Source organism: Petrotoga sp. 9PWA.NaAc.5.4 (assembly GCF_002895485.1).
Lineage (GTDB): Bacteria > Thermotogota > Thermotogae > Petrotogales > Petrotogaceae > AZRK01.
In genome coordinates this window covers 1-22,326 of record NZ_AZRK01000007.1, presented here as the reverse complement: position 1 = coordinate 22,326, position 22,326 = coordinate 1, and the positions used below count along the sequence as shown (strand labels likewise).

The following is a 22,326-nucleotide window of genomic DNA, read 5'->3' as shown; positions in this document are numbered from 1 at the left end:
TACTTCATCTACTCCTGATGTCACTTCTTCTACATTTCCTGCTGTTTCTTCTGCACTTGTTTGTATTATGTCCATTTGTGTCTTTAACTCTTCAGAATTATTCCTGCTTTCTTGGGATGCTTTTGTTAGTTTTATGGATGCGTTATCTACTTTCTCTGATGCTCCTTTTATTGAACTCATAGATTTCCTTAATTCTTTGCTCATCGCTGACAATGCATTCGCCATCTGTCCTATCTCATCTTTGCTTTTGCTTTCAAAGTCTACTGTTAGATCTCCTTCTTTGAATTGGTTTATTTTGTTTCTGAACTCTGTCAATGGTTTTGTTATGCTTCTTATTAGATATATGACCATGATTATTGATACTACAAACGCTATTACCGTTAATATTATTGTTAGCATTATGGCTGTGTTGTTTTCTTCTATGAGTGTCGGTCCTAATGTGTCTTGTTGTACTTTTAACTCCGCTCTTTGTTCTTCTAATAGGTCTAATATTTCTACTCTCATTTCTTCCATCTGTTGTATTATTGGTTCTTGTGATTCTATTGTCTCAACTATTTGGATGAAAACACTTTTAAAATCATTGACATAAGCTTGCATCTCTGTAAACAACTTTCTTAAATCATCGGAAGTTAGTCCATATTGCATGATCAGTAGTTGAGAATCTAATTCGTTAAATGCCCCTAATACATTATTTTTATCTCCAACTGATTTAGATGAAAAGTACATATTACTAAGATAAATTATATTATCAACTATTTGCAGTGAACTATCAGCATAAAAAACAATGGTAGAAACGTTGTTTTTTTGAGCATTTTCTTTAAAAATTGAAATAGTCTGTTTTAAATTATCTGCAATTTTCGTGAATTCTTGCTCTATAAGATTTTCTTTTTCAGCATTTAAATCAACTATTTGATTAAATAAATTTTCATAGGCTACTATATAACTTCTTAAATTGACAATTTCCGTCGATTCACTTGCTTCATTCATAAATTCATCTTTTATATTACTTATATTAATCAAAAAATTTTTTTGTGTCTCAGCATCATAATATATTACATAATCTTTTAAAGCTAAAGCTGCTTCAAAAAAATTCATTTCTATTTCTGAAATTCTACTTGTTTCATCAGATAAATTTTTATAACTTTCCAAACCTTGATTAGAAATTATCAAAGAATAAATATTAAAAAAAACAGCTGCCCCAAACAAAATTAAAATTATTGCGATAATCAATGTTATTCTTCCACGTATACTTTTGAGAAACATTTTACTACCTCCCATTTTGTATTTTTTATTCATTTTAGAAATTTCAAAATTCTTATTTTATATATGTTTCAGATTTAAATTTTTTCGAAAATACCCTCCCAGCTCTAATCATCACTAATTCTTAATTTTTTTAACCTTTTCGATGCTTATAGCCAGTCAAGGAAGGGCTCCACCCTGGATCCATTTTAAATTCAAATACTTATTTACTGAAAACTATAACTTCTAAAGGCCATATTGTATTTTTTTACAACTTTATCAATATTTAGATGTAAATATTGATAAAAATTTCTTCTCGATCATAGACGCCCAAATTGATCGTTTTAAATTAGTTCTTTTAGTATATTTTAACATAAAAATGATCTCTATAAACGTTTACTCTTTTTAATTAACCCTAAAAACTATAAAAATTGACTTCCTTTTAAGGAAGTCAAAAGCGGGAATAATAAAATATTAAAAAAGCGCTACTTCTTCAGTGTTTCATAAACAGAGTTTAGAAGATCGTTTTCGATATCATCTACGTATTCCCAATACATTATTCCACCTAATTTCATATTTTTAACGTACATAGCTTTTTCAGCCACCGATTGAGGATCCTCATAGGTTATAAATGTTTCTCCATCATATAAATATGGAACTTTCGCTGCATCATCCCAAAATCTTCTAAAATCATTTTTATTTATATAATATTTCTTAAGCATTGTGTACGGTATTGCTCCACCCGGCCAAATGGTTTCTTGATACTTTTGGAATAAGCCATCACCATTTTCACCGGACTCAACCCCATAAAATTCTCTTCCATATGCTGGAAATCCTAATACTAACTTTTCAGCAGGAATTCCTCTATCAATAAATCTTTTAATAGCGGCATCTGACGAAAGTCCCCAATGCGCAACAGGATCTTGAGGATTTATAAAAAGATTAGAGTGATGAGCTGTGTTTGCACTCCAAGGTCCATGATAATCATATCCCATCACGTTAATTGAGTTAACCAGAGGAACGACTTTCTCCCATTCTATTACGTCTAAAAACCAACCAGATACATTGGCACAAAAAGATATCTCCTTATCCTCTCCTAATTTTTCACGAAGTAGCTTAATAAGTTCTGTAAAGTTTTCTTTATCTTCATTTCGTGCTTTTATTGTGCCTCCGCCACCATCTACTGGATATTCCCAATCTATGTCTATACCATCTAAATTGTACTTTTCTATATATTCTACGACACTATCAACAAAAATTTCTCTTGTAGCTTTAGTTGCAGCCATATCTGAAAATCCATCAGCCCCCCATCCACCAACTGCCACAATTATTTTTAAATCTGGATATTTTTTTTGTACCCTTATCACTTCTTCCCATATATCATTAACAATAGTTTGAGAAGAAACTGTATCTGGAACTCCAGGTATTCTTACATCGTAGTTCGATATTTTAAATTCGTTGCTGATTCGAGCGAAAGCTAAATATAGGTGAGTTAATTTATCTCCTTCTATATCTTCCGCAGTCCAATTTTTTCCTACCCAGCAGGGCAAATATGCAATAATTTTGTAATTTTTGTTTTCCACTGTTATGTCCTCCTTTGCGTTACTAAGAGTCTGAGAAAAGCTCAAAAAACTTATCGTTAACACTATCAAAATAACCCATATCTTTTTCATTTTATCTACCCCTTTACACTTCCGGCAGTTATACCAGATATAATTTGCTTTTGAAAAATTAAAAAGGCTATCATTATCGGTAAACCAACAATAGTTGTTGCTGACATAAGGTAGGGCCACTGTAATTGTGTCAACTGTTGATAAAGCGCAAGACCAACTTGAGCGGTTCTCATTTCACGAGACGACGTTAGTATCAAAGGCATGAAAAGATCGTTCCACGTAGTTATAAAAGTGTTTATTCCCATCACTGCAAGCGCTGGTGAAGAAAGTGGCATAATTATTCTGAAAAACACTGCAAATGGCCCTGCACCATCTACTACAGCCGCTTGTTCAATCTCTATTGGAAGTTGCTCTATGTATTGTTTTAAAATAAAAATACCAAAAGGCGTTACTAATTGAGGAAGTATTAATGCCCAATAAGTATCTAAAAGATTTAAATTTTTCATTAACATAAAAATAGGAATGGTAGTTACTTGAAACGGTATCATCATTGTAACAAGTATTAGTCCAAATAAAAAGTTTTTACCCTTAAATTCTCTTCTTGCAAATGCATACGCTACCATTGATGAAAACAAAAGATTAGCTACTACAACCGTAACTGATACTATGATACTGTTTATAATATATCTTCCAAACATATCTTCAGTCCATACTATGACATAATTCATCAAGGTTGGATATTGATTGTAAATTTTGATATCATCTATTAAAAAAGATACATTGAATGCATCTTTCTCATTGTTTAGCACAACTGAAATACCTGTCACATATTTGAGATTTAGTTTTTCTTCATCAAGTGCTTTTTTATTTATAATTATTTCTTCCCATTGATCTCTTTTTTCTAATTTAAATGGAATGTCTTGAAATTTCCCATTAACATCTTCAAATCTAACATAACCATTATCAATTTCTGGAGTTTCTACCTTCAGCCAGAAATTAAAGGTTTTTACTTTTCGTAAATCTCTGGTAGCTCCTATCATTTTTATTCCAGGATTTCTTTCACCTGTTGACTCGATTTTCAAAGATTGCGTTGAAGTAGGCGACTCTTTTACTAATGAATAGTCAGTATTACCTAATGGTGTAATCGTACGTTTTATAACGCTCATGTATCCAGCTTCAAAATCGTTCAAATAATATTCTTTAACGATATTTGTCATATTTCCTTGAGGAATGAAAGATGTATAAATCATTATCACTAAAGGGAAAAGAAAGATAATTAACAAGCAAAAAGAAATTATCATTAACACTGTCTTTTTAATTTTCATCAGTACTCACTCCTCAAAGCTCTTTGCTGGATCAATGTAATAATTAAAATAATAATTACTAATACATAAGCCATAGCCGAGGCATATCCCATTTTAAATTGTCTAAAACCTGTGATGTAAAGGTAATGAACAATTGTTTGAGTAGAATTTAGAGGGCCTCCACCAGTCATTGTAAAAATTTCCGCAAAGATTTGAAACGAACGAATAGTATTTATAGCTATTACAAAAAATAAAGTTGGTTTTATCAGTGGTAAGGTTATTCTGAAAAATGTATCTTTTGAAGACGCACCATCAATAGAAGCCGATTCATATAACTCTTCAGGTATACTTTGTAAGCCAGATAAAAAAATTATGGTATAATAACCTATGGCTGCCCATATATCCATTATCATAATAGCTAATAGAGCGGTGTCTGGTGAAGCAAGCCATCCCGTATTTTTTTCTATTCCAAATACTCCTAAGACATGATTTAGTAATCCGTCCGCACTATAGATATAGCGCCATATCGTCGATATAACAACCATAGACATAACAGATGGCAAAAAGAAACCTGCCTTAAATAATCCTTTACATTTAATCATTTTACTGTTAATTAGAATGGCTAATAAAATTGATATTATTGTAGTAAAAGGTATTGTCCCAACAACAAAAATAAATGTATTTCTCACAGCCTTCAAAAAAATTTCATCGTTAAACAAGTTAATATAGTTTCTTAATCCCACGAAATTCATCGCTGGATTCAACCCAGAGTAATCTGTAAAACTTATCCCAATTGAAAAAATAATAGGATAAGCGGAAAATATTATAAAAGTTATGATCCAAGGAAGTAAAAAAGTTAGAGTCGTTAAGTTATACTTAGTTTTGAATTTCATCGTTAGATATTTCTCCTTTTCACATTTTTATCGAAAGGCAGAGGAGTTAACCTCTGCCACCAATCTACTTTCAATAACCCAACCAACTTGTTACAGTAATGATTGAATTTGTTCGTTGTATTTCTGCAATATACTTTCAATGGGTGTATTTGTGAGTAATATTTCTTCAACAATGTTGGTAAATAGTTGTTCAATCTTGTTAGCTTCAGCTAATGGTGGAAATGGTACAGCGTATTGATTTTGTTCCAAGAATGTTCTGTGTAGTGGGTGACTCTCGAACCACGGGTCTTTTTCAATTCCTACTTTTGTCGGGAAAACCTCACCCGTGGTTCGAGTTATTTGCATAGCAACTTTTTCACCTAATAGATATTCAACAACTCTCCATGCTTCATCAATGTTCTTGCATTGTGAGGAAATGCCCAACACTTCTCCACCAGCAAACGATGCATGATATCCATAGTTTTCTCTTGGTTTTGGAATGAATGCCACGTCAAATATGGTTCCTGGATAATCTCTTTGTGTATTATTGATATATGCAGGACCAGCAAAGAAAAAACCTAATTTGCCTTTTCCAAAAGCTTCTGCCAATTCAGATTCTTTACCGAGTAATGCATAATCTTTCAAAGTTCTATAATAGTACGCTGTTTCAATTACAGGATCAGAATTTAAAGTTGCTTTCTTCAAATCTGGAGATACAAAGTGTCCAAAATTTCCCCAAACTGCCGGTAAGAACCATTGCTGATATGGACTATACAACTCACCTACACACAAACCTATTCCATAGATATCGGGGCCTAGTGCATGGATCTTAGCTGCAGCATTTAAAAGCTCTATCCAGGTTTTTGGAGGATTATCTGGATCTAATCCTGCTTTTTCAAGTAATTCTAAGTTGTAATACATACATCTTGGAGCAAGCAACCAAGGGAAACCCCAATAATGATTTTGATATTCTACAAAATTCCACGCCACATAATTATCTTCGACTTTATCCACTAAATCATCGACTGGTCTTAAAACACCTTGAGATGCAAATGTTGCAAGCCAAGTGTTACCAAGTTCAATTACATCTGGAGCCGTTCCAGCTGCGATAGAAGTAACTATTCTATCAAATCCTGTAGCCCATGAGAGTTGAACTATTTCTAATTCGATATCAGGATTAGCCTTTTCAAAGTCTGCTTTTACTTGCTGAGACAAGTTATCATCCATCATGAACTGCCACACTGAAATCTTGGTTTTTCCAAAAGATAAGAGTGTTAATCCAACCATCAAAATAACTAACAAAAACTTCTTACTCATCCTAAAAACCTCCTTTTCTTAAAATTTTAAAAACTACTTACGTTAAACTTTTTTAATTCTTTATTTTCTCACCTCCTTTTGCATTCGCTCTACTTACTTTAGAAATTCCAAAATCCTTATTATATGTATATTTTAGCGTTGATTCTTTTACAAAATACCTCCCCACTTCTAATCCTTACTAATTCCTAATTTCTTTACCTTTTTTGGTACTTGTAGCCAAGGAAGGGGGAGAGGGCTCCGCCCTGGACCCATTTTAAATTCAAATACTCATTTTCTGAAAAATCTTCTTCTTTAAAATCCTACTATCGGTATTACTTATTTTAAAAATCAAAAAATCGTATTTCCTCTCTTTTTAGATTTGAATTTTTATAAAATATTTTGTTGTTCGATGTTATTTGTTCAAATGTCAAAAATCTTCTTCAATGCGTAATACACTGATAAAGGTTTTGTTGAGTTAGTGAGAATATATTTTTCATTTTTATAATTCCTAATATCTTTTTCATCCCTCAGAATTACATATATTACTTCTTTAGCGACTTTTTTAATTTCTTTTTGCATTTTTAGCTGTTCTTCAAATAGAAAAGAATCTACGACAAATGAAATAATAAGCTCCGTTTTCTCTAACGTTCCTTCAATCACCCCTTTTTCAAAAATATAGTTTTTAATTATTGGATTTTTGAACAAATTATTTATTAAGTTAGTGTATTCAAGATAATCCTTATTACTTGTATCGGCTGGAGAAAGGGGACCACCTTTAGGAACAAGAAAAGTAACTTCAGAAAATTTTAATTTATTCTTTATGTTTGTTTTAATAGCTTTCTCAGATATTTCAGCTAAAAACCTTGTTTCATATGATGTTTTGACATATTTGTTTTGCAGATTTTCTATTCTCATAAAACTTTCTTCGAGTAATTGTTCATTAACTTTACCTTCAGAATATAATTTTGTTAGTTCTGAATATAATGGTTCAAAATTTTGATCACTGTCCCCAACTAATAATAAATCCCCGCCCGCATTAAAAAAATTCGAAACTATTTCTTTAGGTGAATAATTATCATGAATAGCTTTCATTTCTATAGCATCCGTTATAATTAATCCTTGGTAATTTAACTTAGTACGAAGAATGTCTTTTAAAATCTTTTCCGATAAAGTAGCTATATTTTTTTTATCATATTGAGGATATATTATATGAGCCGTCATTAGAGCTTTATTCCCATTTTCGATCGCTTTTATAAACGGATAAAAATCGTTTTCATCTAAATTAGAAATTATAGGTATTTCATGATGTGAATCTTGTTTGGCTTTCCCGTGACCAGGAAAATGTTTACAAGTTCCAATTAAATGAGTGTTTAGACCTTTTAGAAAATTAATCCCACATTCTGCAACAATTTTAGAATCATTTGAAAAAGATCTTAATCCAATTACGGGACTTGATTCTTCTGCTTTTACATCCAAAACTGGTGCAAATAACATATTAAATCCTATTCCCCTTAATTCTTTACCTAAATATTCCCCATACCTGTATGAATATATTGAATCTTTAGTAGATCCCAATGCTTTATTGCCTGGAGAAGGAAGAATACCGGGAACAGTTTCTAATTGTCCTCCTTCATGATCTGAAGAAATAAACAATTTAATTCCGTCTTCTATAACTTCATAAAGTCTTTCCATATTTATCTGAAGCTCACTTGAAGATTTCATATTAGAAGGATAAAGTATTATTCCAGCTGGCTTAACTTTTTTTATTAATTCAATATGCTTTTTTTTAATTCCTTTTTGAAACCCCAAAATGAAAAATTTACCTAAATCATCTTTATTCAACCCTAATCCTCCTCACAGTGTTTTTATGCTCACTTGAAAAATTCTAAAATCTAACTTTTCTCGTCTCAAACCCACGTTAAATTCAAAAACTTATTTTTAGAAAATCTTTATTTCTACAGTGTTTTTAGTTTTGTAAACAACATATCCACATACTCGTCTTCTTCAAAAATTTTATTTATTAGATTTAAAGCTGCTCCCACTGCATTAACCGCTTCTTCCCTACTTTCTTTTAAAACATCAATTTTTCTTTTAGTTCTCATAAAAATATTTTCTCTTGTTTCTTCTAAAAGATAGTCCAGAACGATTTCAGGTAAAAATCTTATATTTCCATCATAAATTATTGTGTCGGGATCTAAAATACTTCCTAATAAACCTATTTCTTTGGATAATTTGTCAAGAAAATTCTTAACAGCTGAAAAAATTTCTTTTTCATCATAATTCTTTAAAAAATTATAATAATCGCCACCATATTTTTTTGTATTCTGGATTAAGCTATACTTAAATTCGTATTCTCCTGAAAAATTGTTAGATCCATGGTATAAACGATTGTCTATAATTATTCCAATACCAATACCTACAGGATCTTTAATGTCATAGGGAATTGAAGTATATATGTATAGAATATTTTTGCATTTGCCTTTAAATTTAGAATTATAATATGCAGCACCTATATTTGAATCATTATCAACAAGAACAGGTAATCGAACAAATTCAGCTAATTCCTTAACCAAAGGATAATTTTCTATATCTAAGGCCTGCGAAAAAATTATTTCACCTTTTAAAGAATCAATTATTCCTGGTAAAGAGATACCTACAGCGTATAAATTAGAAGATTTCTTTTCTTTTAAAACCTCAAGAATAGAATCTTTTAGATTAGATTTATTAATTTTCTTATGGATGACAAATCTATCTAATATATCTCCATTAAAATTTGTAAGCACCCCTTCTATGCCATTTTGTTCGACTTCTAACCCTAAAACTTTAAAAATATTGTAATTGAAAGAAAAAACATTAGTTTTTCTTCCACCTTGTGATCCGGGTTTTAAAGAGCCCTCATTTATGATTACTCCATATTGTTTCAGTTTTCTTAAATATCTTGACACTGTAGACTTGTCTAAATTTAAATTTTCGGATATTTGATTGATGGTTGCTTTTTTATTAAGCCATATATATTTTGTAATTTCGAATAGATTCTTTTGCATTTGTTTATTGCTCCTTTTTATTTTTTGATATATGTTTGTTGCTTGCAGCATGCAACCTACTAAATTATACTTCTTTTTCAATTTTTTACAAAATTCTATTTTTTTAGATTATACACAAATACAACTAATTAAAGTTATTTATTTCAATTTACCTACTTGTTTTGTATTTTTTCAAAAATTAAATAAAAAAGTCGATAAAAATGTATAAAATTTTGTGATATAATAATTTTAATGGGAATAATAAAACAAAGGGGGCTCTTATATGGGAACAGAATTAAAAGTTGTTACTTTCTCTTTGGGTAAAGAAAAATATGGGCTTGATATAATGCATGTAGACGCAGTAATAGAATACCAAGAAACAACAAAACTTCCTAACACTTTAGATTATTTTGAAGGGATAATAGATTATAGAAATGAAGAAGTTTTACCTGTTATAAATTTAAGAAAAAAATTTAAAATGCCTGATTTTCCAGATAAGAATAAATCTAAAGTTATAGTGGTAAAACTGGATGAAAGAAAAGTTGGTATAATGGTAGACGATGTTAAAAATGTAAGGAGCATCGATTCGGATTTAATAGAAGAAAAACCAGAAGTTGGAGGTATTAAAGGAGCTAATTTTATAAGTGGAATAGCAAGATTAGAAGATAGCATGTTAGTTATTTTAGATACAGACAAACTAATAACTCAAGAAGAAAAAGTTGAAATAGAACAAATCGTGAACAGTTAAGGTACAATAAAAGGGAGATAGAAACTCCCTTTTATTTATTGTTTATTCATATTTTTTAGAGTATCTAAGACTTCGTAAACATGATTTTTAACTTTTACATTTTCCCAAATTTTCTTAATAACCCCGTGTGGATCTATTAGTAGCGTTGTTCTTACTACTCCCCAAGTTTCTTTACCGTACATTTTTTTTAATTGCCAAACTCCAAATCTTTCTAAAACAACATGTTCAGGATCACTCAATAAAATAACTTTTAAATCATTTTTTTCTTTGAATTTTATATGTTTTTCTACTGGATCGGGACTTATTCCAACAACTTCGCAATTATGTTTATTAAATTCCGAAATACTTTCTGAGAAATCTAACGCTTCTGTTGTGCAACCTGGTGTGTTATCCTTAGGATAGAAATATAAAACTAACCATTTTCCCAAAAAATCTGTGCTCTTTATTTTTTTCCCTTCATCGTTATTTAAGATGAACTCTGGAATTTTATCTCCCTCTTTAAATTTTAGATATTTCATAAAATGGTCTACTCCTTTTTTTCTTTTATTCTATCAAAAAAATTTTGCCATATTTCATGATTTTTTGGTTCATAATTATTAAATTCAAAAGAATTTTTAATCAAAGTTTTTATCTCTTGGAAACTTTTTAGATAATCTAAAGCATATAACTGAGAAACTAAATTTCCCACAGCTGTTCCTTCTACAGGGCCCGTAATAACTGGTAAATTTGTAGCATCAGATATAAACTGACACAATAAACGGTTTTTTGTTCCACCTCCAACTATATGAATTCTCTTGAAATCTATATTAAGAATTTTTTCTAATTTTTCTTTTGTTTCGTTTACTTTAAAAGCTATTCCTTCTAAAGCTGTTCTTATAACTTGAGAGATATCTTCTAACTCACATCCACTATCTTTAATTGATTCTTTTTTAATTGCTTCAACCATATCGATCGGATTTTGTAGATATTGGTCATCAACGTTTATATATCCTGAAAATGCTTTAGCTTCTTCAGCCATATTCGTTATTTTTGTATATGTATCGTCACCAAGAGGTAAATTTAAGCTTTTTATTATTCCTTGAATTAACCACATACCAGTAACATTTGCCAATATTCTATAAGAACCGTCTAAACATCCCTCAGAAGCAAGATTGTATTCCATAAGTTTTTTATTAAAAGGCATCTCTTTTACTATAGCACCCGTTAAGCACCATGTTCCTAAACTTATATACAAAGAATCTTTGGGATCAGAAGAAACTGCTGCAAAAGCCGAACCGGTATCATGGCTTGCTGGCAAAATTACTTCTAAATTTGAATTTTTCTTTAAGATACTTTTCTTTATTTTCCCAATCTTCGTCCCAGCCGGAACAATCTTTGGTAAAATAGGAGGAATATCAAAAGTTTTTATAATATCTTCATCCCAATCTCTTTTTCTATGATTGTAAATTTGAGTAGTAGTTGCCATAGTAAAATCAATCGCTTTCTCTCCTGTTAAAAAATAGTTAAATAAAGAAGGAATAGTCAGCAAATCATTTGAAATTTTAAGAAAATCTGGCGCAAACTTTTCGTAAGCTAATATTTGATAAAGCGTATTAAAAGGTTGAAACTGAGTAGGGGCATGTTCGTATATCCAGGATTTTCCAACTTTTTGTATTGCTTCTTCCATAATTTTTGTTTTAAACATGTTTCTATAATGAGCTGGATTATTAATTAAATAACCTTTTTTATTCAACAAGCCAAAATCTACGCCCCACGTGTCTATTCCTAAAGACAAAATTTCATTATCTTTATTTTGAACTTTTTCTATACTTTCTAATATACTTTTATAAAGACTTAATATATTCCAAAAAGATATTCCATTGATATCTACAGGATCATTTTTAAATCTATTCACTTCTTCTATAACAAGTTTACTTTTTTCGACACTTCCAGCAAAAACTTTACCTCCTGAAGCACCAATATCAACGGCCAAATAAATACTTTTCACATTCATCACCTTTTTTGCCTATAGGAGGTTAAATATTTATATCTTAACTTTTTAGCGTCTTCTTCAGATAATTCAGAAATTTCACCTATTTTTAAGGCTTCAACATAAATATGAGCAGTTTTTTCTGCAACAATAGATGTTGTTAAAGCTTCTACTTCATTTTCACCAACCGTAACTAATCCATGATTTTTTAAAATAACTGCATTATTTTTCCCAAGAGCTTCAACAGCTTTATTTGCCAGATCCCAACTTCCAGGTTCTCCATATCTTGCTACATTGATTCTTTCTCCACATATCATTACACCATCTTCTATTAAAGGAGGAATATATTCTTTAACTAAAGAAACTATAGAAGCATATGTAGGATGAGTATGAATAACAGTATTTACGTCATCCCTTTTCTTATAAATAGCCAAATGAAGTTTATATTCTGAAGATGGAGTCCTAAAACCTTCTAAAACATTCCCTTGTAAATCGATTACCATGATATCTTCTTCTTTCATCTTATCATATGGATAACCCGAAGGAGTAATATAGACTTTTTCATTATCTTTTATAGAAACATTTCCCCAAGTCCCCTTTACTAATCCTTCTTTCTCTATTTTTTGGCATAATTCTACAACTTTGGACTTTTCGTACACTAATTATCACCTTTCCATAAAATTTTTTGTTCTCTTTTTCCTTTTATAAGAAAGTTCCTTGCTAAAATATTTTAAAATAATTTTCCGGGATTCATTATACAATTTGGATCTAATATGTCTTTAATTTTTTTCATTCTTTCGTACTGTTTAGGTTTTGTCTTTTTCAATAGTTCTTTTTTTATAAATCCTATTCCATGCTCTCCGCTTACCGCGCCACCCATATTCGCTGCTTTTATAGCTATTTTTCCTAATATTTCTTCTGATACTTCTTTCCATTCTTCTATAGGAATATTCTTGGGTTTCAATGGTGCTGGATGCAAATTACCGTCTGCTGCGTGCCCTGCTACAGGTATGTCGATTTTATATTCTTGTGAAATTTCTGTTATATATTGCATTATTTCCGGTATCTTGGAAGTAGGAACAACTACATCTCCCGTTGGAACGTATGGATCGATAGATTTCAAACTTTCAAGCCAATTCCTTCTCATTCTCCATATCTTCTCTGAGTTGGTTCTGTTATCTGCTATAAAAACATCTTTAGCTCCATTCTTTTGTAAAGTTTTTCCACTCTTTTCATACAATCCTTCTATTTCTTCTAAACTCAAAGCTTCATATTGTATTATGAGGTATGATTCTATTTCATCTTGATATGGTAATTTCATTCCTGTATATTTTGAAGCATATTCTATGGATTTTTTATCGATGAACTCAATTCCTGAAGGTAATGTTTTAGATTCAGTAATAAGAGTACCTACATTGCTTATCGCTTTTTCTATGTTGTCGAAAGGCACAAGCAAATCCACTACTTTACCAGGTTGCGGTATTAAGTTTACATATATTTTTGTAAATATACCAAGCGTTCCTTCTGACCCAATAAATAGTTGAAGCAAATTGTATCCACTTGAATCTTTCCTTCTTTTTCCACCATATTCAACAACATCTCCATTTGGCATAACTACTTCCAATCCTAATATATGATGCCCTGTGTTGCCATATTTGATTACTTTGCTTCCTCCTGCGTTTGTTGCAACATTTCCTCCTATAAAACTTGTTTCTACACTCATTGGATATCCAGCGTAATATAGCCCTCTTTCTGAAACTATTCTACATAAATCGTTTGTAACTACTCCTGGTTCTACAACAGCCACCAAATTTTCTGTGTCTATTTCTATGATTTTGTTCATCCTTTCAAGAGATAACACTATCCCTCCATAAATTGGTATATTTGCTCCAGCTAATCCGCTTCCTGCTCCTCTTGGAGTTATCGGTATATTTTCATCATTTGCTAACTTTACTATATCTGATATTTGTTCTTTATTTTCTGGTTTTATGACTATATCTGGCATATGCGCATAGTACTCTCCACCTGATTCATCATTTGAATAACTTTTTAAATTTTCTTCGTCATTATATATTATAAGATACTCATTTTTCACTATTCTTTTTATTTTTTCGTATACCTTTGATGTCACTTTTCTGTATTCATTCATTTTTATCACCTGAATTTAGCCCTTTAATAAGTAACGGTAATATATCTGATGCATCCGCAACTATCCCTAAATCCGATACTTTCAATATTGGCGCTTCTGGATCTTTATTTATCGAAATAATGTATTTAGAGGAAGACATCCCAGCTATATGCTGTACAGCTCCTGATATACCTATTGCTATATACAAATTAGGATTCACGGTTTTACCTGAAAGTCCTACTTGGTGAGAATAGTCTATCCATCCCATATCTACAACTGCTCTTGTTGCCCCTACTGCTCCATTTAACAACTGGGATAAATTATAAAGATATTTAAAATTCTCTTTTTTCTTCAGCCCTTTACCACCTGCTATCACTACATCTGCCTGTTGTATAGGTAATTCACTGGTTTCATCTTTTTTGAACTCAATCCATTTGTACTTAGTTTGATAAATTTCTTCATCATATTCCTTTTTTATCGTCTTTCCTTGCCTTTTTTCGTCTTTTGGCAAAGGTTTTTTCGATTTTGGTCTCACCGTTGCCATTTGTGGCATCGTTGTTGTTTTTATCTTTGCCATCACATTTCCACCTATCGCAGGTCTTATTTGAATTAGCTTATTTGTTTTATCTTCTATCTCAAAATCTGTACAATCAGCTGTTAAACCTGTATTTAATTTCGCTGAAAGTAAAGGCATCAAAGTTCTTCCAAATGTTGTAGCTGAAGCTAAAATTATTTCTGGCTTAAATTCTTCAATCAAATTCTTTAAAATATTAACATACATATCAGGATAAAAATGGTTGAGTCTTTTATTTTCAACATAGTACACGTTATCTGCACCGTAATGTATTAAATCTTCTTTATTTTCTATTTTATCTGATAAAACAATACTTGAAAGTTCAGTTCCCAGCTTTTCAGCTAACCCTTTTCCCCAACTGAGAAGTTCATAAGATACTGTGTTTATTTTTCCCTCCGTTACTTCTGCTATTGTCCATACTCCTTTGTATTCTTGATTCATACAATCACACCTTTTTCTTTTAAGAAAGTGATAATTTTTTCCACAGCTTCTTCGGGACTCCTCACAACTATTTTTTCACCCTGCCTTGAAATCTTTGGATAAAATACTTTTACTACTCTTGTAGGAGATCCTTTAAGACCAATCTTTTCTTCTTCTAAATCAATTTGATCTCTACTTACAATATCTATTTTTGCATTTTTTGCCCTTAGTTTATTCTCTAAATTTGGTAATCTCGGTTCATTTATTTCTTTTACGACTGTTAACAGTGCTGGTAAAGTTGTTTCAACTGTCTCGTTACCACCTTCAACGGCTCTTTGAACTACTATCGAATTTTCTGTTATCTCAATAATTTTGTTAACATATGTGAGAACAGGTATGTTAAGTTGCGCTGCTACAGATGGCCCTACTTGACCTGTTTCTCCATCTGTTGCTCTTTCTCCTGCGAAAATAATGTCAAAATTTTTAGTCTGTTTTAAATACTGAGAAAGTGTGTAAGCTGTTGCCAACGTATCGGCACCTGCAAATTTTCTGTCAGTAAGTAAAATCCCTTCATCACATCCCATAGATATTGCTTCTTTTATCGCATAAACTGCAGCAGAAGGTCCCATACTGATTACACTTATTTTTGTTCCAGCATGTGCCTCCTTTATCTTCACTGCTTCTTCTACAGAATACATATCAAGTGGATTCAACTCTGATTCTAATTCGCTTCTTATCATAGTTCCTGTCGTTTCGTCTATTTTAACGTTATCAGTAGATGGTACTTGTTTTACTAAAACTGCTATATGCATTTTAATTCATAAACCTCCTTCTCTTTCCTTAACTTTACCAACAACATATGGTCCTTCTGGTATAACTGCAATTTTAGCACTTTCTCCTATTAAATTCAAAGCTTTTTCAATACCTTCTTCAACACTTACTATTTTGTTAGCGAAAGTATATTTATAATCTTCGTCAGTTAAAGATGAATACAGAAAAATATTCTGCGTTTTCTCTAAAACTTGCGTTAACTTTTGTACTTCCCATTGATCGCTTTTGAAAGTCTTCGAAGAATCATGGATTTTCAAAAAATCTTTTATTCCTTTTTCTTTTAATTCCAATAATAAATTCTTAAATTCTCTTTTTCCTAAACCATTTTTGCACTCAGAGATCATTATTATTACTCCATTATGGTTTAAAATCTCTGATGCTTCTACCAACCCTTTAACGGTCTGATAATAATTTTGATCGAGTGGATAACCACCATTTGAAGTTATTACAACATCAACTGGTTCTTCTATTTCTACAATGGCATTTCTTGCTATAAAATCACATCCTAATTGATGTGCTTCAAAGATATCTCCTGAATAAATACCAGTTATATCTTTATTTTCATTCAAAGTAACATTAACTATAAAATCACAACCGGCCATAAGCGAAACTTCTTTAGCAATTTTATCAACAGGGTTACTTTCTAACACACAACTTTTTGAATTAGGATGCTCCATTGCCTTTACTCCATGAAAAACTTTTAAAGTTTCAATTCCAACTATACCTGGACATATTGATTTTCTTCCACCTGAATACCCTGCCATAAAATGTGGTTCGATTAAACCTGTACAAATTTTTAAATCAGCTTTTAAATAATTTTTATTTATAATAACCGGACAATCATAAGAAACTTTACCTATATATTTTAAATTGTTCTCATCATATGCATCATGATTTATTATCTTAATTTTCCTGCTTAAAACTTCTTTTCCTATCAATTCCTCAAAAGCACCTTCTGAAACTGGTTCATGAGATCCATTTGCTATTAAAATGGTTATATTTTCTTCTTTTATTCCTGCTATCTTCAATGCATCAATAATAGGAGGCAAAAGAATAGAATTTGGAACGGGTCTTGTAGTATCAGAAATTACTATGCAACAATCTTTTTTACCTTTCGCTAAAGTAAAAAGAGGAGGGGTACCAATAGGAAATCTTAATGATTTTATTATTTCATCTTTTATAGCTTTTAAACCCTCCGTTTTAATTTTTTTCAGTGTTATAATATTTAAATCATCTCTTAACGTTATAGATTTCTCACTTTTTCCATACGGTATTATAACTTTCATTGAATTCTCCTAAGAAATTATTTTTTATTAGTGTCGTACTGTATATATAATACATGCGTGTTCAAAAATTCTTCTATACCATGCTTACCATCGTCTCCGCCTATGCCTGATTTTCTCCAACCCGCATGAAATCCTTGCATGGCTTCGAAATTTTCCCTATTCACATATGTTTCACCAAACTTTATTTCATTAGCTGCTCTCATCATAACATCAAGATTCTGAGTATAAATAGAAGATGTCAAACCATATTCGCAATCATTTGCGTATTCAATGGCCTGATCAAGGTCTTTGAAAGTAACAATTGGAAGAACGGGACCAAAAATTTCTTTTCGGATAATTTCCATATCTTGAGTACAATTAGCCAACAGTGTCGCTTTATAATAATATCCCTTTTCAAATTTGTCATCTTCTCCACCAGTTAACAGTTTAGCGCCTTCTTTTATTGCTCTTTCGACAAAACCTTTAACAGATTCAAGAGCATTTTTGTTTATCAAAGGTCCCATTTCTATGTCATCCGATTTCAAAGGTTCTCCGTATTTAGTATCTCGCATTGCTTTGATCATTTTTTCTATGAATTCATCCGCAACTTTTTCATGTACGTACACTCTTTCTGCACAGTTACACACTTGTCCAGTGTTTATAACTCTTGATTGTTTTATATACTTAACTGCGTCGTCTATGTTGGCATCGTTCATAACTATAGCTGGAGCCTTTCCTCCCAACTCTAAAGAAACCTTCGTTATGTTTTTTGCAGCTAATTGCATTATTCTTGATCCAGCTTCAACACTTCCTGTGAAACTTATCATTCCAACTTTTGGATTAGAGGCTAACTCTTCTCCAACAACAGATCCTCTACCTGTTATCAAATTAAAAACACCTTTTGGTAAATCAGTTCCAGCAACTATTTTGGCAAATTCGAAAGCATTGTTCGGAGTATCAGAACTCGGTTTAATGACAACGGTATTTCCCGTTATTAAAGCAGGAGCCATTTTTCTAGCTATAAGAAAGAAAGGAAAATTCCAAGGTAGTATTCCAGCTACTACTCCTATTGGTGCTTTGTAAAGATAAATATTTTCGTTAGGCTTATCACTCGGAATAATCTCTCCTTCTATTCTTCTTGCCCACTCTGCCATATAATCAATATAATCTGCGGTAAAGTTTATCTCCGTTTCGGCTAAACTTCTAACCTTGCCTTGCTCTTCCATTAGAGTTTCGGTTAAAAACTTCGCATTTTTTCTAATACCATCTGCTATTTTTCTTAGATATTTTGCTCTTTCAATAGCAGGAAATTTTTCCCATCTTTTTTGAGATTGATATGCAGCGTCGATGGCCTTTCTTGTTTCATCCACAGTTGCTTGGGGGACTTCGGAAATCACTTCCTCATTTGCAGGATTTATAACCTGAATTGTTTCTCCTGAAGATGATTCTAAAAATTCACCATTAATAAATAGTTTGTATCTTCTCATACCTTTTACCTCCTCCTTTTTCAAATTAGGATACTTATTTCTTCCAATAAATTTTTGGAGAAATAAGTATCCCCATTGGTTTAAGCCTGTACTCATATGACCACCTGTTCCCTACAGTTCGCCAAGCATCTGGTCCAAACCAAAAGTATGTATCATCACAATTATGAACTGTACCAAAAGCATTTATTCTGTTACCATAGGCAGTTATGTCAATAACGTGCTTACCTTTGCTTATTTTACCTAACTCCAATTTATATGGTGCAAAAGCTATCTTCCCTTTTTCTTGATCATCGATACTAATAGATAATAATGGATTTCTGAATTGAGGAACTTCAATCATAAGATTTCCCTCTTCACACTCGATAGGACAATGATAAATGACATTCCCTGCGTAAAAAGGTAATCCTTGGGTAACCCAATCTCCAAAAGTGAGGTCTTTTTGAAGTTCAACAATCTTTGTGTGTTTACCAGCAACCTTCACACCAAAATCTCCAAGAAGATAGCACCATTCAACGTTGGTTTTTGAATTAAACGGAATTTCTAAAACTATCTCTGAAGTACCTTTTGGAAGCTTTGGTATTCTAACTTTTTTTATACTTTTATCTACAAACCAACCCTCAATATTTTTATTAACTTCTACTCCATTCACTATTATTCTGGTATTTTCAACATTTTCTAAAGCTAAATAAGACCTTTTTACCACTGTCTCAGATTCTATCTTAAACTTCAATTTCAATAAATGCTCATAAGGTTCTTCTTGTTTGTTTGTCCAAGGTTGTGCTAATTTATTCATACGCAATGGGTAATTTAATAGTTCTCTAAACTTATTATCTATTCGAAGCAACTCGTCTACTGGTTGCCATTTTCTATCATCAAATAAGTATTCTGCCATATCTAATAATAGAACGTTTGGTTCTGATAAAGAATAATTAACTGGATCTTCTAATTTAATCTCTTTTGCTTTTTCCTCTACAATTTTTAAGGTTTCTTTCCACTTTTCACTTTCTTTAAAATTACTTGGTTCAAGTTTTAATAGCAAACTATCGTGAGGATAAAATTCATAAACAACAATAGTTTCACCATTTATTATTTTTGTTTCTGTTTCTTTAATATTTCCACTCATTGTATCGTATATTATTGGTTTCCATTTCCCTTTTATTATAATTTTTATCTTTTCTTTTTCTGCAATGTCTGGATTCTTCATTTTATATACATGGGAAATGAATAACCATCTATTGTTTCCTTCTTTTCTCATTTGATAAAACAAATTATCAGATGGCGAGCCATCTTCTTTGAATATTTCTATGTTTCTATATTTATTCAATTCTTGCATTAGCTTACCTTTTGAAAATGAAATAACGTTGGACTTTTCTGATAGTTTTTTTGCTCTATCTGATTCAACAGCATCAACAAATCGCGGTGGTTCACCTAAAAATATAATCTTTCCCCCTGCCTTTTGAAAGGTTTCTAATCTTTCTAACGTTGTGGTTCTTAATGTTTCACAACCAGGAACTATTATTACTTCATAACTCATTGCTCCAACTTTGAAAATTTTGTTTTTTTGAATTTCTGAAAGGGAAGGTAACAATGATTCTGATATAAAATCAAAATCAATGAGTCCAAATAATAACCATTCAATGATATTGTTAAAATTTGATTCTAATTCTTTTCTTATTGTAGTTGTTTTATCTTTTGGCCCACAATGTAGCCAAAACGATTCGATAGGATGAATTACTCCTACTTTAACCTCTGGTATTCCACAAGTTAAAACAGTATTTAATCGTGCAAAATGGTCTTCAATCAAGGAATATTCTTTGTACCATGGAACTTGATATCCAATACTCGGTGGATAATCTCTTTTTGCTTCACCTTGCATTGATACCCAGGTAAGATGATGCACTCTGACTGTAACTCCCAAAGCTGCTTGCCAATCTCCAGCAAGTTTGTATCCTCTGAAGTCAAAATCCCAATTGGTAACTCCATATAATTCACTTAAGACACCTTCTCTTGCATATTGATGAGAAGCACTTTGAGCTTGTTTTGCTGTTGAAAATTCACGCCAGTCACATAACATATCTATTCCTGGAAGTTGAAAAGATCTATAAGACCTCATTGCTTCACCAACACATGCTGTTTGAGATTCTAATGTTGGTTCTTCCATTAAATGACCTGTTAACATGATTCCATGTTTTTCACACCAGTCTCCTATAGTATCAGCAAAAGCTTCAACAAACCTTTCAGTTAGATGATCATGATACCTATACCTCACCAAAGAAGTTTGACCGTTTGATAAATCCCAAATCAACTCAGGCAAATGATCTAATATACTTTGATTATAGGTGTCAAAATAACTTTTTTCAAAATCGTCTGTGAAAGGAAGAATTACCTCATTTTCATCTTCAGAAAATTGTAAGCATTCTTTTTTTATAAATTGTGGTTCATCGGTAAAAATTGCGGGAATAGATTTGCCAAAATCTTGTCCGAGTTCTCGAAAATATTTTTCATGAGTTATCTCTACGAACTTTTCTATAGCCTTTTTATTAAGAGTATCTACATAAGCTTGATTATTAAACCAAGGATCATCTGCAGCTATTTCAAGGTAGGCGTACCATATTTTCGAATTATCTTTTGATTTTTCATCATCTTTTAACCTTTTGTAATAAGCTATGTAACCATTTCCCAAGATAATTTTATATTTAGCTAATAACTTTCTTTTTTTGCCTTGTACTACTCTTCCATTTGCTTGTAAATGGTTTGAAACTGTTTCAGAATCATCGTAACAAAAGGGGGTAAAAATAATGAAACGCTGCCTATATTGTTCATCTTTTGTAACATATCCTCCTGCAAAACCCGAAGGCCACCGATCTTCATCATACAACCAACACAGCATATCTTCTTCTTTTGCTTTTTGATTACATAATTTAACTAAATCCATAAACTCATCACTTAAATAATCAACAGCCATACCAGTTCGCGAATGAATATGAAAACCACCCATCCCCATTATTTTAAAGTTCTCAATTTGTTTCATCAAATCTTCTTTATTTAATTTTGAGTTCCAAGCCCAAAAAGGTGCTCCTCTATATTCACTCGTTGGATTTTTAAATAAATCTTGTGATAAATCTCGTTTATTTTTCGAATATAACATACTTTTTCCCTTCTTCTTTGCTTAATTTCAAAGAATTAAAGTTACAATATTTTTCCATAATATCTCAGTACTCTTGTTATATCTTAAAGCTCTCAACTAACCCTTTCAACTCTGAAGATATCTCATTCAACTCTTTAGCATCTTCATTTATCCCTATAGCTTGTTCTAATTGGTTATCTATTATCTTTCTCGACGTTTCTAACTGCTGACTTATTTCTGTTACCGCTTTTGCTACTCTGTCCATTGCCGAACTCATCTCTTGGGCACTTGCACTTTGTTCTTGAGCACTGGCTGTCATGTTTTCTATCCCTTGATTCATCTTTTCTATTCTTTCTGTTATGTGTTTGAAACTTTCTAATACATTTCCCATTTCTTTGTTTATGTCTTTTATCGTTCCTACTACTTTCAC

Annotated in this window: 17 protein-coding genes and 1 pseudogene; 1 reads left to right on the top strand and 17 read right to left on the bottom strand. The window is 31.5% G+C overall.

Annotation, left to right across the window (positions count from 1 at the left end):
* The 7 genes from X924_RS03520 to X924_RS03490 form a co-directional block, all read right to left on the bottom strand.
* A partial coding sequence (locus X924_RS03520) for a methyl-accepting chemotaxis protein (RefSeq protein ID WP_121957567.1) occupies positions 1-1,263 on the bottom strand: 1,263 nt, incomplete at its 3' end.
* A 461-nt stretch (positions 1,264-1,724) separates the two neighbouring features.
* Positions 1,725-2,912: a glycoside hydrolase family 18 protein gene (locus X924_RS03515; protein ID WP_121957566.1), complete on the bottom strand. Its 1,188-nt coding sequence runs from the start codon at positions 2,910-2,912 to the stop codon at positions 1,725-1,727.
* 5 nt (positions 2,913-2,917) lie between these two features.
* Positions 2,918-4,177, bottom strand: a complete 1,260-nt coding sequence (locus tag X924_RS03510) for a carbohydrate ABC transporter permease (RefSeq protein ID WP_233186571.1) — start codon at positions 4,175-4,177, stop codon at positions 2,918-2,920.
* Complete coding sequence (locus X924_RS03505; protein WP_121957565.1) at positions 4,177-5,049, bottom strand: carbohydrate ABC transporter permease; 873 nt, start codon at positions 5,047-5,049, stop codon at positions 4,177-4,179. Before X924_RS03505 ends, X924_RS03510 begins: the two co-directional genes overlap by 1 nt.
* A gap of 90 nt (positions 5,050-5,139) precedes the next feature.
* Positions 5,140-6,345 (bottom strand): extracellular solute-binding protein, encoded by a 1,206-nt coding sequence (locus X924_RS03500; protein WP_121957564.1) that lies wholly within the window; start codon positions 6,343-6,345, stop codon positions 5,140-5,142.
* 399 nt (positions 6,346-6,744) lie between these two features.
* Positions 6,745-8,166 carry a glycoside hydrolase family 3 N-terminal domain-containing protein gene (locus X924_RS03495; protein WP_121957563.1) on the bottom strand — a complete coding sequence of 474 codons (1,422 nt, stop codon included), beginning with the start codon at positions 8,164-8,166 and terminating at the stop codon, positions 6,745-6,747.
* Between the two features lie 113 nt (positions 8,167-8,279).
* On the bottom strand, positions 8,280-9,368 hold the full coding sequence (locus X924_RS03490; RefSeq protein WP_158245303.1) for an ROK family transcriptional regulator: 1,089 nt from the start codon (positions 9,366-9,368) through the stop codon (positions 8,280-8,282).
* A 262-nt stretch (positions 9,369-9,630) separates the two neighbouring features.
* On the opposite strand from X924_RS03490, the gene X924_RS03485 reads away from it, so the two are divergent.
* A complete protein-coding gene (locus X924_RS03485; RefSeq protein WP_121957561.1) occupies positions 9,631-10,095 on the top strand; it encodes a chemotaxis protein CheW in 465 nt (154 codons plus the stop codon).
* Between the two features lie 35 nt (positions 10,096-10,130).
* Here X924_RS03485 and bcp read toward each other — a convergent pair whose 3' ends face one another.
* The 10 genes and pseudogenes from bcp to X924_RS03435 all read right to left on the bottom strand — a co-directional run.
* A complete protein-coding gene (gene bcp, locus X924_RS03480; protein ID WP_121957560.1) occupies positions 10,131-10,613 on the bottom strand; it encodes a thioredoxin-dependent thiol peroxidase in 483 nt (160 codons plus the stop codon).
* 8 nt (positions 10,614-10,621) lie between these two features.
* Positions 10,622-12,082, bottom strand: a complete 1,461-nt coding sequence (locus X924_RS03475; protein ID WP_158245302.1) for a rhamnulokinase family protein — start codon at positions 12,080-12,082, stop codon at positions 10,622-10,624.
* 5 nt (positions 12,083-12,087) lie between these two features.
* Positions 12,088-12,723 carry a class II aldolase/adducin family protein gene (locus tag X924_RS03470; protein ID WP_121957558.1) on the bottom strand — a complete coding sequence of 212 codons (636 nt, stop codon included), beginning with the start codon at positions 12,721-12,723 and terminating at the stop codon, positions 12,088-12,090.
* A 71-nt stretch (positions 12,724-12,794) separates the two neighbouring features.
* Complete coding sequence (locus X924_RS03465; protein WP_121957557.1) at positions 12,795-14,213, bottom strand: FAD-binding oxidoreductase; 1,419 nt, start codon at positions 14,211-14,213, stop codon at positions 12,795-12,797.
* Positions 14,206-15,207, bottom strand: a complete 1,002-nt coding sequence (locus X924_RS03460) for an electron transfer flavoprotein subunit alpha/FixB family protein (protein WP_121957556.1) — start codon at positions 15,205-15,207, stop codon at positions 14,206-14,208. Before X924_RS03460 ends, X924_RS03465 begins: the two co-directional genes overlap by 8 nt.
* Positions 15,204-15,998 (bottom strand): electron transfer flavoprotein subunit beta/FixA family protein, encoded by a 795-nt coding sequence (locus X924_RS03455; RefSeq protein WP_121957555.1) that lies wholly within the window; start codon positions 15,996-15,998, stop codon positions 15,204-15,206. The genes X924_RS03460 and X924_RS03455 overlap by 4 nt, the downstream gene beginning before the upstream one ends.
* 6 nt (positions 15,999-16,004) lie before the next feature.
* A complete protein-coding gene (gene larA, locus X924_RS03450; protein WP_121957554.1) occupies positions 16,005-17,303 on the bottom strand; it encodes a nickel-dependent lactate racemase in 1,299 nt (432 codons plus the stop codon).
* 17 nt (positions 17,304-17,320) lie between these two features.
* On the bottom strand, positions 17,321-18,769 hold the full coding sequence (gene aldA / locus X924_RS03445) for an aldehyde dehydrogenase (protein WP_121957568.1): 1,449 nt from the start codon (positions 18,767-18,769) through the stop codon (positions 17,321-17,323).
* Positions 18,770-18,803: 34 nt separating this feature from the next.
* Entirely contained in the window at positions 18,804-21,917 is a 3,114-nt protein-coding gene (locus tag X924_RS03440; RefSeq protein ID WP_121957553.1) for a hypothetical protein, read from the bottom strand.
* 76 nt (positions 21,918-21,993) lie between these two features.
* Positions 21,994-22,326, bottom strand: a pseudogene (locus tag X924_RS03435) (methyl-accepting chemotaxis protein); the annotation flags it as partial.